The 14,274-nt window shown below is 67.9% G+C and carries 9 protein-coding genes; 4 read left to right on the forward strand and 5 right to left on the reverse strand.

Going from position 1 to position 14,274, the window contains the following annotated elements:
- Nucleotides 1–198 precede the first annotated feature (198 nt).
- From LLH23_20285 to LLH23_20295, 3 genes are all read left to right on the forward strand, one after another.
- Nucleotides 199–2,853, forward strand: a complete 2,655-nt coding sequence (locus LLH23_20285; GenBank protein ID MCE5240808.1) for an endo-1,4-beta-xylanase — start codon at nucleotides 199–201, stop codon at nucleotides 2,851–2,853.
- A gap of 184 nt (nucleotides 2,854–3,037) precedes the next feature.
- Nucleotides 3,038–3,628: a winged helix-turn-helix domain-containing protein gene (locus LLH23_20290; protein ID MCE5240809.1), complete on the forward strand. Its 591-nt coding sequence runs from the start codon at nucleotides 3,038–3,040 to the stop codon at nucleotides 3,626–3,628.
- 33 nt (nucleotides 3,629–3,661) lie between these two features.
- Nucleotides 3,662–3,913, forward strand: coding sequence for a hypothetical protein (locus LLH23_20295; GenBank protein ID MCE5240810.1), 252 nt, complete (start codon nucleotides 3,662–3,664; stop codon nucleotides 3,911–3,913).
- Between the two features lie 23 nt (nucleotides 3,914–3,936).
- Here the strand turns inward: LLH23_20295 and LLH23_20300 are convergent, their stop codons facing one another.
- The 5 genes from LLH23_20300 to LLH23_20320 all read right to left on the reverse strand — a co-directional run bounded on the left by LLH23_20300 (nucleotide 3,937) and on the right by LLH23_20320 (nucleotide 13,713).
- Nucleotides 3,937–4,476 carry a hypothetical protein gene (locus tag LLH23_20300; protein MCE5240811.1) on the reverse strand — a complete coding sequence of 180 codons (540 nt, stop codon included), beginning with the start codon at nucleotides 4,474–4,476 and terminating at the stop codon, nucleotides 3,937–3,939.
- A gap of 83 nt (nucleotides 4,477–4,559) precedes the next feature.
- The gene (locus LLH23_20305; GenBank protein ID MCE5240812.1) at nucleotides 4,560–5,015 is read right to left on the reverse strand and encodes a hypothetical protein; all 456 of its coding nucleotides are present in this window, start codon (nucleotides 5,013–5,015) and stop codon (nucleotides 4,560–4,562) included.
- Nucleotides 5,015–6,280 (reverse strand): right-handed parallel beta-helix repeat-containing protein, encoded by a 1,266-nt coding sequence (locus LLH23_20310; GenBank protein ID MCE5240813.1) that lies wholly within the window; start codon nucleotides 6,278–6,280, stop codon nucleotides 5,015–5,017. The genes LLH23_20305 and LLH23_20310 overlap by 1 nt, the downstream gene beginning before the upstream one ends.
- 39 nt (nucleotides 6,281–6,319) lie before the next feature.
- Entirely contained in the window at nucleotides 6,320–11,737 is a 5,418-nt protein-coding gene (locus tag LLH23_20315; protein MCE5240814.1) for a beta-galactosidase, read from the reverse strand.
- Between the two features lie 218 nt (nucleotides 11,738–11,955).
- Complete coding sequence (locus tag LLH23_20320) at nucleotides 11,956–13,713, reverse strand: hypothetical protein (protein MCE5240815.1); 1,758 nt, start codon at nucleotides 13,711–13,713, stop codon at nucleotides 11,956–11,958.
- A 68-nt stretch (nucleotides 13,714–13,781) separates the two neighbouring features.
- On the opposite strand from LLH23_20320, the gene LLH23_20325 reads away from it, so the two are divergent.
- A partial coding sequence (locus LLH23_20325) for a tetratricopeptide repeat protein (protein ID MCE5240816.1) occupies nucleotides 13,782–14,274 on the forward strand: 493 nt, incomplete at its 3' end.

The raw sequence follows: 14,274 nt of genomic DNA on the forward strand, positions 1-14,274 counted from the left end.
CCGCTCCCACACCACCCATTCCCCTTTTCCCCTCATCTGTGCTCCCCTCTGCCCGCATCCTCTGTACCCCTGCTTCTATCCTCCACCTCAGCGTCGCTCCCTCGCCAGCCGCCATGGAAGCCACCTCCCCGGCGGCAGGAATCGCCCCTCCGTCCCCACAATACCTCAACGTAGCATACTCACCAGGAGGCCACCCCCATGAACCGCTGGCTGTGGTTGAGCTTGCTCGTCCTCGCTCTGGGCCCGCTCGCGGCCCAGGAGTCACCCAACCTCCTCACGAACCCCGGCTTCGTCGGCGACGGCAATGGCGACGGCCTTGCCGACAACTGGGAGTACCAGCCGGGGGCCGCGCGCGAGAAGCTGGATGTCAGCTTCGGGCTCGAGTCTGTCGCGGCGGGCCATTTCGCCCAGCGCCTGTCCTGCACCCGCTACGAGAGCGGCCATGCCATGCTCTGCCAGACGGGCGTGGTGAAGGTCGAGGCCGATCACTGGTACGAGTGCCGCCTGCGGTACCGGGGCGAGAAGCTGAGCACAGCGTACGTGGGCCTGCACGACACCAACGGCTGGAAGCAACTCGGACTGTGGCAGTCCTTCAGCCCGCGCCAGAGCTGGCGCGACCTGAAGGCGAAGTTCCGCGCCGACCACACCTGCAGCCAGACCACGCGGTTCCAGATCTGGTTCACCACCACGGGGACGCTGTGGGTGTCCGACCTCGCATTGCGGGAGATCCCTCCGCCCCCGCGCAGCAACGTCATCCCTGACATCGGCCACAGGAACCTCCTGCCCAACGGGGGCTTCGAGGCGCTGGGGGGCTGGGGGCTGGCGAACTTCTGGACGTATGGCTGGGACGTGGCGCGAGGGCAGGGCCTGGAGGGCAGCAACTGTGCCGCGATCACCTGGCGCCCCGATGACCCTCAGTACGGCACGTATTTCGACTACTTCGATCCGGTCGCCAAGCCCCAGGAGCAGCCCCGCCTGCAGACCATCGGCTTCGTACCGATCAAGCCGGGGGAGACGTACACGCTCTCGGTCTACATGAAAGCCAGCAAGGCCGGGGCGCCCGCCAGCATTGGCCTCAACGGGCCGGGCCTGTGGGGCGAGAAGAAGCTGAGCGTGACCACCGACTGGCAGCGCTACTCCTTCACCGCCAGGGCCTCGGCCGACCTGGCCGTGCCGCAGATCGGGCCGACGTTCACGGCTGAGAACCGCGCGGACTTCGCCGGCACCGTGGTCTATCTGGACGGGGCCCAGCTTGAAGTCGGGGCCGCGCCGACGGACTTCGCTGCCCGGCCGCTGGAAGTCCTTGCCCGGCCGTTCTGGCACTCGTGCGGCACCCCCGTACCGGCCAAAGTGGCCTTCAGCGCCGATGTCGTCTCCGCCGCCCCGACGCCGGCCACGGTCCTGTTCCAGGCCTCCGGCTTCAGCGACGAGCCCGTCGTCGAGGAGACGAAGCAACTGACCCTGAAGACGGGCGCCAATGCCGTGCCGTGGGAAGCGCCGCTGCCCGGGCCGGGCTTCTACCGGGTGAAGGTGAGCGTGAAGTCCCCCGGCGCGACAACAGAGACCAGCGTGCGCGGGGCGGTGTGCCTGACGCCGCCCAACCCCGCCAACAGCGCCTTCGGGATCAACCACGCGTACGCCCACAACGGGCAACTGGAGCTGGTCAAGCAGCTCGGGGTCTCGTGGGTGCGCGACTGGTCGCTCAAGTGGGACCACGTCGAGCCGGAGCAGGGCCGCTTCACGTTCGACGCGGTGGACTTCCAGATCAACCGTCCCCTGAAGCTGGGGATGAACGTGCTGTGCATGTTCCCGTTCCCGTCGGCGGAGTGGTGCTCGACCGCGCCCGCAGAGTTGAAGAAGACAGGCTACCCGGGCAACCGCATCCGGCAGGCGTACGTCCCCAGTGACCTCCCCGCCCTGGAGGCCTATGCCGCCGCGTGCGTCGAGCGCTACCAGGACCGCATCCGGTATTGGGAGGTCTTCAACGAGTCGATCTTCACAAACTACTCGCTGCCCAAGAGCGCCGGCTACAAGCCCGAAGACTACGTGTCGCTGCTGCAACGCGTGTATGCCGGGTGCAAGCGCGCCGACCCGACCTGCCACGTCATCGGGGGCTACAGCGCCATGCCCGACATGTTCCCGCTCTATCAGGCCATGTTCGACCAGGGCGGCCTGCGGAGCTGCGACGAGGTGAGCCTGCACTGGTATCCCGGGGGCGCCCCGGAAGGCGTGGCGGCGGACCTGCAGCGGCTGAACGGCATGGCGCAGGCGCAGGGAGGGACCAGGCCCTACTGGATGACCGAGTTCGCCTACTATGCCGACGATGACCCCGACCCCATCAAGCGCAACTGGCCGAACCTGCTCGAGAGCGAGTGGCTGCAGGCGGTGTGGAACACGCGGGCGTGTGTGCTGATGCTGGCGGGCGGGGTGGAGAAGATCTTCTACCACATCTGGACCACGCGGCTGAACTACGACATCGGGTCCACCATCTTCTTCGAGTATGCCGGGGCTCCGCACAAGATCGCGGTCACGCAGGCGGCGATGGCCTACCTGCTGGGGGAGAGGCCGAAGTGCGTGAGCAGCGACCTGAAGCTCGGGGAGGACGTACGGGGATGCCTGTTTGAGGCTCCCCGGCACCTGCGCTTGACCGGCAGGCCGGCCCGCCATGTGGCGGTGGTATGGGCAGAAGGGGACGGCCATCAGATGCACGTGCCGGACTGGAGCCGGGCCTACGACATCTGCGGCGCGGAGTGGGGCTACAAGTCCTTTGAGCTGGGCGAGACCCCCTTCTACCTGGTCCTGCCTGACGCGACACCCGAGGGTGCGGCGCAGACCCTACGCAGCCATCTCTAGACCTGTGGTCCGCTCACCCGGCCTTCGGTTCGCCGTCCTGAGCATACGGGCCGCGCCTGTGTTAATGGACAAACATGCCGTAACGTTCCACAAAGCCTGACCATACGCGGAGTATTGACAATTACGGAGTTGTTGTACATACTGGGCTCATGGGAATGGTTGTTACCCCGGAGGGGTGAAGCAGATGAGCCCGACCAAGCAGTTGGAGACCACCGAACAGGTTGTGGCAGCCATGGGGGACGTGCGGCGGATGCGCATCCTGGAGATCCTGACCGAGCGCCAGGCGTCGGTCAAGGAACTCTCCGAGATGATCCACGAGTCACCGCAGACCACGCACTACCACACCAAGATGCTGGAGCGCGCGGGGCTGATCGAGATCGTCGAGAAGCGCGAGGTGCGCGGGGCGCTGGAGAAGTTCTACCGGGCGGTGGCCGACCGGTTTGTGGCCGGAGACATCGTGGGCAAGGCCAGTTCCGAGTTCGGTGTCGGTCTGATCCAGAACTTTCTGGACATGCTGCGGTACTCTGCGGAGAGCACCAACGGGGAAGGGGTCTCGCTACACGTGCTGGGCATCCAGTGCGCGCCGGAGCGCATTCCCGAGTTCCAGGAGCGCTTGCAGGAACTGGCCAGGGAGTTCCAGGGCATGAGCGGCGATGAGGGCAAGCACTTCGGGCTGATCGCGGGCGTCTTCCCGATCCCCGAAGACGCGCTGGCCTCGCTGCCCGAGCACCCCAACCGCATCCTGACCGTCGAAGGGATGGACTTCGCGGAGTAGCTGCGCCCGGACGCCGGGCCGAAGGAGGGCGATATGACAGCCGCCAAGGTATTCGGAATGGTCGCCGGTGGACTGGTCGTGGCGTGCCTGGTCTGCGTCGTGATGCTGCTGGTCGTCAAGCTGCTGTGGGCCTGGACCGTCCCGGACCTGTTCCCGGGCGCAGTGGCCCAGGGCCTCGTGGCAGGTAGCATATCGTGGCTGACGGCCCTGAAGGTCGCCATCGTGTTGGGCGTCCTGTCCGGCCTTGCCGGAGGCCACCGCGGCCACGGGGCACACTGCGACTGATCCCCGTCGGCCATAGCTAGCGGCTAGGACGTGCGCACGCTGCCCACCCAGCGGTCAATGCGCCCCGTGTCCCAGCCGGGCTTGAGGCGGATGTCGTCCGGGCCCGCGAGTTCGCCCGGTCGCGTGGGCGCACACGTCCCGCCCACGCGGGGGACGATCTCCCACCAGCACATGCAGTTGTGGTTGTGCTCGTGGTGGATGACGAAGCCCGCCTCCTCCACCAGGGGCTCCAGCCACCCCATGCAGTGCTCGCAGTAGTCCGCGTAGTGCTCCTGTCCCCGCTGCTTGAGCAGCCCCTGGGACGGGCAGGCGTACATGTCAATGCGGAAGACGTTGTCTGCACGCGCGCTCGTGTAGCCGGCTTCCTCTTCGGCCAGCGTGTGCCCCCAGTACTCCGCCATGCCGTCGAAGCCTTTGGGCACGATGAGTTCCCGGGCGTGGCGCTGGGAGTCCGCCGAGATGCACTCCTGCCAGTAGCGCACCACGGCTTCCGGGCCGTACGTGCGGCGCAAGTACTCGAACGTGAAGTCATACCCCAGGATGAACTCAGCGCAACCGATCATGGTGCTCTCCTGAAGGGGTCTGTCCCCGCACGGACCGCAGGTCCGGGAGGGGGCTGACCCCGTGTTCTCGTTGGCTGGCGGGGTCAGTCCCCTGCGATCCGGCTGCCGCCGTCCCTCCGGGGACAGACCCCTTGGCGGAACGTCTGCACGCAACTGCCCCCGCCGCCCTGCACGTCCACGCCGATGCCCGCGCCCTCGCACATCGCCTCCGACACTACCTGGCAGTGCTGGCAGTACAGGGGCATGATCTCGCGACCGTGGGCGCGCAGGTGCTTGATCGCCGGGCAGGTGCGGACGCTGATGGTGACGGTGTCCCCATCGTGCGCCACGGACACGTCCCCGCCCGGTTCCCCGTCAAAGAACGCCTGCCAGTACTCGCGCACGGCGGCCATGCCGCCCTGGCGGAAGCGCTCGGTCACATCGGCGAGGTGCTCGCGTCCGAGGGCCTCCCAGTACTGCCGCAGGCCCGCCTCCCCCCAGTTGTCGTGAATCCAGCGGAACGTTGCGTTGATCGCGAAGTAGAAGTCCGGAGCGGCCATTAGATCACATTCCCTGTCGTGGTGACGCGCTCGCACAACTCCTGCGCGAGCGCCTCGGTCATGTTCCCGGCGGTGTCGGGGAAGACGCAGCCGGTGACGGCGACATCGGAGCAGTTCATCAGGTTGAGGGCCCGTCCCTGCGTGTTGCGGAAGCAGCAGCCGGTGACGCTCAGGCCGCTGCAGGCCGTGGCGCTCAGGGCTTCGCGGCAGTTCTCGGCCATGACGCCGGTGACGGTGCAGCCCTGGACGCGGTTCAGCTCGATCCCGCCCGGGGCGGCCGGCCGGTAGTCCGGGTTGTTGTCCAGCACGGCTCCGGTGATCGTCACCTGCTCGCAGTCCTCCAGGCGGATGTTGCGCTCGTGGCCGGAGATGTGGATGTTGTCCCCCAGCGCGATCCCGCGCGCATAGCGACACAGGATGTTCACCTGCTGGCTGGTGATCAGGTTGCCGCTGACGGTCAGGAGGCCCACCTTCAGCATGTTCTGGGGACTGATACCCTCCAGGCGCACGTTGGCGCCGTCCTGGGTCGGGACGCCCTGGATGGTGTTGCCGCAAATGGCGCCCTCGCGGATGCCGATGGGGCCGGCCACGAACCACACGTCGCCTGCCGGCTCGGAGGCGTCATCGGGGTTGCGGTTGTACTCGATGTCATTGCCGACGATCTGGACGTTGCGGACGTTCCCCTCCACGATCTTGATGCCGCCGCGGTAGTTGTACTGGATGTGGCAGCCGTGGATGTTGATCTGGTGGAGGTTCACGTTGTCCAGGAAGACGCCGATCCCGTAGTTGCGGTACAGGTGGCAGTCGGCGATGATGATGTTGCGGTTGTGGTTGGGGATGTGGATGCCGTGGACGCAGTCGCGCACCGTGACCCGCGAGACGACGGCCTTGTAAGTGCGCTCCAGCCGGATGCCGTCACCCCCGTGGCCGCCAACGATCTCCAGGTCGCATACCGTGGGCATGAGTTCATGGGCGCCGACGGCGTCGGTCAGCTCCGCCGGGCTGGCGCTCCCGGTGTGGGTGCCGATGACGTGGAGCGCCGGCTCGGGGGACTGGTTCAGCAGCCGCGCCCCCGCCGAACGGACAGCCGTGTGACCGCGCTGGTCGAGGCGGACCTTCAAGCCGTGGGTCAGGCGATAGTCACCGGGGGGCAGGAAGAACACACCCCGCGTCTCGTCCAGGGCCCGCTGCAGGGCCGGGGCGTCGTCAGCGACACCGTCGCCGACAACGCCGAACTGCTTCAGGTCGGTACAGAGGTTATCCATCAGACAGAACTCCTGATTTTCAACCAGGCCATGGTTGGATCACTTCACGGCAAAGCTGGCTTCGGCGGCCTGGCCGCTGGCGACGTCCCGGGCGATGACGCGCCAGGTGCCGGCCTGGTCGTTGAGGGCCAGTTGGAAGCTGCCGGTGGCGGGCTTGCTGCCCAGCAGCAGGTTACGCTCGTAGTCGCGGTACTCGGTGCCGTCGGGCGCCAGGACCGTCAGGTGGACGACCTGGCGCCGCGTGTCAGCGCCGCCCTTGAGCACCACGGTGTAGCCGATCGTGGCCCCCGGCTTCGCGGCGGCGGCCTTCAGCGCGAGCTGCGGCGCGGCCAGCGGCAGGGGCGACAGGCAGTACACGCGCGCCTGCTTGCCCGCGAAGGTCGCCTTGATCTCGCCCCGCTTGCCGAGGCTCTCGCCCTCGCGGCAGTCATAGACGAAAGCCGGTTGTGGCAGCCTGATCGTGGCGAGCTCGTCGCTGTCGCCTCCGGGGCGCTCGAAGCCCAGGAAGAGCAGGTCACCCGCCCGGTGGCGCGTGACTTCTAGGGCCGCCGGCTGGCCGGAGGCGAAGCTGAGGCTGCAGCACGGCTTGACGCCGGCCTGTGCGAGGATCGTCCCGAGCAACGCGCGTATCTGCTTTTCGCCGGGGGTGTGGAAGGTGCGCTCGTCCTCGTACTGGCGCAAGTCCACGTTCAGGTACCACGCCTTGCCCTTGCCGACCTGGTTGGCGAACAGCGCCTGCGAGCGGGGTTCGGCAGCGGTGAGGCCGTAGCTCGTGGCCCCCGCCGCGACCATGCCCTCGGCCACCGGGAGCTTCACGCCCTGCGCCTCCGCGCCGGGCAGCTTGACCTCCAGGTCCAGCCCCGTGCTGGCCTGGCCCTCGCGCTTGACGCCGAAGAGGCCGTCGAGCATCCCGGCCGGGCGCTTGCGGCACAGGCCGTCGAACAGGCCGATGTTGAAGTCGCCGATGACGGTGCCGCCGGCCTTGACGAACGCCTCAATGGCCGCCCGCTCCTTCTCCGTGATGGCCATGGCCTCGGGCAGGATGAGCACCTTGTACCGCTCGAAGTCGTTCCTGGGCTGGGTCAGGAGGCCGCCCTCGATCTGCTGGGTGGCTACGAAGTTGTACTGCAGGCCCAGGTCCTCGATCAGCTTGACCCAGACGTCGCGCACGTCCTTGTGCTCTTCCTCTTTGGCCACGAGCTGGGCGGCGTTGATGGCGTCCTGGCTGTACTGGATGGCGATGCCGTCATGCTGCCACTGGCCGGTGCGGATCAGGTCCCACAGGCCGCGCTTGAACTCATGGCACAGGGCCATCGTGTCCCGCCCGCCCTCGGCGTAGGTGAAGTCGTTGTAGAACATGACGTTGGTGTCCCAGGCGCTGACGCTGGCGGTGTCGTGGAGCAGGCACCAGAACATGTTGTACTCAATGGCCCGGCCGGCTTGCCAGTAGCCGGCATAGTACGGCGTCTGCTGCACCCCGGTATACGGGGCGAACGAGCGACGCATCTCGTTGGACCAGCCGGTGTTGTAGGCATGGTAGTAGTTGAAGCCCTGCGACATCTTCCACCAGTCCATGCCGTTGCCGGCGCGGGGCTCCTGGGTGCCCGACAGCCCGGCATGGACGAGCGGGTCCACCGTGCCGATATTCCGCTGGATCTCGGCACAGAAGCCGGCCATGGAGTCATTCATGAAGGTGCGGAACTCGGCCCACGGGGCGGCGTTGGCCTTCTGGCGGGCCTCGTCGAGGGTCATCGGCATGACCTCGTCCCAGGTGGCGAAGTTGGTCTCCCAGGCGGCGTTGAGGTCTGCCAGATTGGGGTAGCGGAGCTTGAGCCAATCGCGGAAGTCGGCGAGGTTGCGCGGGTCGAAGTCGAAGTCAAAGTAGCGGGTGTAGTACGTCAGCGACATCTCGTCGCCCATGCAGTAGTCGTAGGCGCCGCCGAACTGCCGGTCGTCGGTTGCCCGCCGCACCATGTTCTCCATGACCTTCGCGCGCCAGGCCTTGTCGGCCAGCGAGGGCGTGCGGACCAGGTACTGCTTGTCCTTGGTCTGGGCGTACTTGGTGGCCTTGTCCGCGAACTTGGCCTCCATGAAGTCCGGCACGTCTTTGCCCATGTAGCCCAGCAGCCCCAGGTCTGAATACCCGATGTTGTGCCACATGTTCAGCCACGTCTTGCCGGTGCCGTTCTCGGTCGTGCCGCCGAACGAGGTATCCACCAGCGGCTCCACCAGGCGGGCGAGGGCGTCGTTGAGGTACTCCGAGCGCCAGGTGAAGACGCCGCCCCAGTTGGTCAGGCGGAAGCGGTCCCAGTCACGCGGGGCGACACAGAGCACGCGGGTGGAGGCGAAGTCCATCTCGCCCCGCGGGCCGAGGGCCGCCACTTCCCATTCGAGGCCCTGCGAGCGCAGTTCCGTCGGCGTCGCGGTGAAGACCTGGTCACCAGCGGCGGTGAGGGGGCGCGTCTCCTCGAAGAGGAGGCGGCGATGGGTGTCATAGAGGCGGGCGCGCAGGCTCAGGCCGCCGGAGAGCGGCTCGACGGCATTGACGGCCACCGTGAGCTTGAGCGGCTCCGTCGGCGCGAAAGCAGCGTCAAAGAGCTGGCCCTTGCGGTCTGGGCGCGTGCCCATGACCGTGGTCTTCTCGGGCGTGAGCGCCTTGAGCGACGCAGGCGCGGAGGCCGTCACGGTCGTCTGGGCCCAGGCGACGTGCGCCCCGGCCTTGTCCTTCACGATGACATTGACCGTGTTCAGCCCGTCGGGCAGGAACGGCGGGACCGGCAGGTCCACCTGGCCCTGTCCGGGCTGGTAGGTGGCCCTGACTTCCTGCACGGGCTTGCCGAAGCGGTTCTCGATCTGGGCCGACACGGTGTAGGCGCCCGTGCCGCCCTGCAGGCGTAGCGGCAGGACCACCTGGGTCCCGTAGTCGTGCTGGGCCAGCGGCTCGAGGGAGACGACTTCGACGCCCGTGTCGCGCTTCGCGGCCCATACCGACAGCCGCGACAGCAGCGCGTAGTAGGGCTCCCAGTAGTCCCCCGTCATGCTCTTGTAGTCGTCGCGCAGGAAGCCGCCGCGGTACGAGAAGATGGGGATCAAGCCCGCGTAGCCCCGGTAGGACATGTCGTGGGTCAGCGTGTCATAGGTCAGGACAGCGGTGCGGCCCTCGCCGAACTGGTTGGTGACCAGCAGCGGCTGGCCCTTGTCCAGCGTCGCGAGCACCTGGCCCTCCGGCCACTTCGTGTAGTCCATGTAGCGGGTGGCGGGCAGCTTGCCCCACGGCAGGCCCGCGGTGAGCGGCGACTGCTCGCCGCGCTGCCACTTCGAGAACGCCCACATGCTGCGGGTCTTGGCGATGCCGGCGATGGGCGCCAGTTCGTCGGCCTCGGTGAAGCCGTCGGGCTCGATCAGGATGAGCCCCGCGCCGCCCTTGACCTCGGCCATGATCGCCTGCTGTGTCTCGGGCTTGAAGTGCTTGCCCCAGTTGAAGCCCGACAGGATGAGCAAGTCGTACTTGTTGGCCTTCAGGTAGTCCAGCAGGCGCTTGTTGGCCTGGTCGGGCGTGGAGATCGAGCGGTCGCCGCAGTAGAGTTCCTCGGTCCAGAAGGTCGTGCGGAACTTGACGTAGGTCAGGTCCATCTGCAGGCGCTGCTTGAGTTCGATGACCTCCCGGGCCACGAAGTCGTCACACAGCACGAGGGCCTTGATCGGTCCGCCGGGCAGCGGGGTGGCCCACTCGACGTGCGGGGTCACGATCTCGTCGGAGAGGTCATGGCGTGGCAGGGAGGCCTTCTCCTCGGCCGCCAGGCCCACGCGCTGCTCGAGGGGCGCCCGGTGGTAGGCCACCTGGGCCCCGCCGACTGAGAACGGCCGCTCGAAGTCATCGAGCGCCTTCCCGGCGCGCTGGAGTTGCACGTTGAGCACATAGCCGCCCGGGGCGAGGGTCCCGAGCTTGACCTGTTGCTCGGCCCCCTTGCCGGCGGCCATCTCGATCTTGCCCAACTCCTGCCACGCGCCGGAGGGGAGCTGCCTGAAGCGGATCAGGCCCGTGGTCGCAGCGGTCTGGGGGGAGGTGGGGATGAGTCTGACGCTACAGGCGGCGGGTGCCGCGTCTTGTGCGGCGGGCCCCGCCGCCGCCGTCAGGTCAATGCTCCCGATCACGTCCTCCACCACGCCGTCCACGCGCGTCAGGCCGCTGAAGGGCAACAGCGCCACATTCGTCTCGAAGGTCTGGCCGCTCTTGAGCGGGAGGCGGTTGTAGCGCCACTCGTGGGTGGCGGCCGGATAGCCCGTGCCCGCCCAGTTGTAGAAGCAGTTCACGTACTTGTAGTCGGCCTGGGTCGCCAGGCCTACCCCGTTCTCACCGCAGACGGCCGTCCAGCCACGTACGGGGTCCTTCCACCAGAAGTCGGACTGCTTCTCACCCTTGGGTAGCGGGAAGGGCAGCTCCTGGACGCCCTCCTCGGTGGGGAAGAAGTAGCGCATGGGCTGGCCGAGGGCGCCCAGGAAGTTGTGCACCCAGAAGCCGTAGGTGTAGTCGGTCTGCGAGGAGGGGTCGTTGAGCAGCTTGTAATGGACCCGGACCGCGGCGCTGCCGCGGCTGATCTCGATGCGCTTGCTGAGTGAGGTGAAGCTCATCATGCCGCCCGCGCCCCCGACGCTCAGCTCGGCCCAGGCGCCATTGGCGTCGCCGCCCACGCGCCAGGAGTACGGGCGGTCGGCGAACATGTACGGCGGCGCCCAGAGCTGGTCCCGCAGAATGCCGTAGCCCGCGTCCTGCGACAGGGCAAACTCCTGCTGCCCCGGCTTGAACAGGAGACTGCGGCACACGCCACCCGCCAACGGCGCGAAGACCAGGCGCACCTGGTCGTTCTCCAGGATCACCTCGGGCTTGCCGTCCCCGTCCACATCCTGCTCGCGGGCTGAGGGCTTCGGGTCGTTCACGGCCGGCAGGTTGAACTGCGCCCCGACTTGCTGCGTGGCGGCCTGGCCGAACAGTTCGATCTCCGCCACGGACAGGACGCTGGGGTTGTTGAAGACCAGCCGGAGCCGGCTGGTGGTGACATCGAGGTTGGGGACCTCCAGGCGGAAGGTGCGCTCCTTCGTGTCGCCCCAGAAGCCGGCCGTCCGCCCGACATCGCGCCAGTCGCCGAACACATCAGCCTGCACGCGGAAGTCGCGGAGCTTGTAGTTGTTGTTGGGCCGGGTGACGACGACTGCCACGCGGCTGAGGCGCGATCGCTGCGCCAGGTCCACGCCGATGACTGTGCCGCCAGTGGCGTAGATGACCAGGCCTTTGGTGTCCCCGTCCGACAGCATGGCCCCGGTCTTGTCCACGTAGGCATCGCCGAGATAGCGGCTGTCGGTGTGGTAAGTCCAGTCCGCCAGCCGCGCCTCGCCCTGCGCGCACAGGACCGAGGAGAGCACGAGGATGGTGAGCGTCAGGGAGACGAGTTTGCGCATGGTTATCCGCTCCGTACGTGATCTCAGTGCCGGCGTCTCGCCGGCCAACATGGCGCATCGTCCGGGGCCGGCGGGACGCCGGCACTGGACGGGTGTAGGGTTCAGTGCTGGCGTCTCGCCAGCCACTGCGGCCAGTCGCCTTGGGCCGGCGGGACGCCGGCACTGGTCGGCAAGGGGAGGCTCAGCCACCCCGAACGAGGCCCCGCGGCGGGGCCCCGTCATCCTACGGATGGCGCCCTGCCCTGGATGATGAGCTCGGCCGTCTGCCCGGCGCATACGACCAAGGGGACCGCGTACAGGCAGCGCGATCCCTGATGGCCCAGGAACTCCGCTCCGGCCGGCACGTCCCGCCCGATGGCCTCCAGGGGGCAGCCCTGGCCGCGCGGGAGGTGGAGGCAGAGCACCACGTCATCGCAGTCGCAGTTCCCGGTGTTGTGCACGGTCACCTTGCCCTCCGCGGCCGTTACGCGAACCCCTTCACGGCGAGAGCACCAGTCGGCCAGCTCGACCGGCAGCGGGTTCCACGTGGCCGGTGACTGGTCGCGCAGGGCGCGGATCAGCCCCGCCATCGCCGGCGGCCAGCAGTCGGCCACGCCCGGGTAGCTGCTCATCTGCGAGAACGTGCGCTGGTGCCAGTTGAAGCAGACGAAGCCATCGTGGGCGACGGCGAGGTCGAGGAGGGGCTTGCCATTGGCGATGGCCCCCGCCACGTCGCGCCCCGTGCCCTCGCCATAGACCCCGAAAACAATGCCATCCTCGATGACAAAGGGGAACTCCCACAGGCCGACCGGCTCCAGCGTGCGGCAATCCAGCGGCCGGAAGGGCAGCAGCGTGCCGCACAGCAGGCCGCTGGTTGCCTGCTCGGCGTACCAGGTGGAATCATAGCGCAGCCCGGCGGCGGCCTTGTGGGCGAGGGTGTCGAAGGTGTGCTTGAGGTGGTGGCTGCGGGTGCCGGTGGGCCGGTCCAGCCCGAGGATCTCCAGCAGGAACTCCACTTCTCCCCGTACTTCCGCGGCGGTCTCGTGGCTGATCTGGTGCAGTGAGACCTCCCAGCCGCCCTCAAGGAACGCCTGCGCCTCGCGCAACACGGCCGGGTCGGCGATGCTGTAGTTCGGCTCCAGCCAGTACTTCTCTCCGGGCTTGGCGCAGAAGAGGTAGAAGGCCGACCGGATGTTCAGGTCACTCTCGAACTGGCGCCAGCGGGGTGGGAAGAAGCGCGGGTTAGCGCTCTGGTCCAGTTGCGTGCGCAGCGCCTGGTCAGCGAAGAGCTGGTCCACGTCGTGGCTGACCAGGAAGCCCTGGCGCTTGACCTGGCCGTCACGGAAGGGGTGCGGCCAGACGGTCACGAGCGGCTCGCCGGCCTCGGCGCAGAGCTGACAGAGCAGCCCGGCGGTAATCTGCACGTAGTCATCGACGACCGCCTGCCCGCCCCAGCGCTCGCGCAATTGCAGGTCCCACAGGTCGTCCACCTCGCGCACGAAGCGCTGCCACCCCGGATCCCCGGCCCAACTGAAGCGGGAGAGGTACAGGCCGATCGTCTCGAAGACGCGGCCGGCGAGGTGAATGCGGCTGGCATCGCCCTCCTGGGCGACGGTGAGGAAGGGGGCCGGGGGCGCTGCGCCGTCGAGCCGCCTGATCTCACCCACAGCGACGCCTGCTCCCGCCGCCCGCGGCAGTCCCATCAGAGGCAGCACCTGCGCCTCCTCCACCGTCGGGCCCGCAAGACAGGCCTCGTGGGTCACCCGGGCGATGTCGGCGGTCGGCAAGTCAGCCGGCTCCCCATCGGGCTCGCAGTTGAGGCAAAGCTGCCCGCGCGCGGGGTCTATGATGATGTAGGGCTGTTCCAGCCCGCCTTCGGGAGCCCTCTCGTCATACGTGACTCCCAGCATCCCCAGCGCCTGGGTGGCGCCGTACCAGGCCCAGGTTGCGGCGGAGTCGCAGGAGAGGTGGATTGGCTTGCGGAGAATGAGACGCATGATCTTGCTCCGGGTCACGAGTGTGGGCTATACTGCCGCCGCGGCCAAGAGGCTCACGGAGGGCACCGATGAAGCTGCCGTGGCGACGTCAGGAGCCGGAGAAGCAGGACTTCGCCCGCCAGTTGCGCTTGGCCAACGACGCCCTGCGCAAGAACGACTACCCGGCCGCCATCGCCGCCTACAAGGCGATTCTCGACGCCGACCCCGGAAACCTTGGCGTGCTGCTGAATCTGGGGACGGCGCTGCACCTGTCGGGCCAGCACACGCCGGCCATCGAGCGCTTCGAGCAGGTACTGGCGCGCGACCCGGGGCATGTCGTGGCGCTGATCAACCTGGGGGCAGCCCATGGGGCGCTGGGGCACCTGGACCGGGGCATCGAGGCCCTGGTGCGGGCGCTGGAGGTGGACTCGACCCGCCGCGACCTGCACTACAACCTGGCGGCCCTGTACCAGCGAGCTGCTGACCAGGGGCGGCCCCAGCTCCTTGACCGTGAGGGTGAGGGTGTTCACGGTGTGGACCGGCCCATCGGTGACGCCGAAGATCTCGGCGCGGACGGCGGCG

It is taken from the genome of bacterium (assembly GCA_021372615.1).
In the GTDB taxonomy this organism is placed as follows: Bacteria; Armatimonadota; Zipacnadia; order Zipacnadales; family UBA11051; genus JAJFUB01.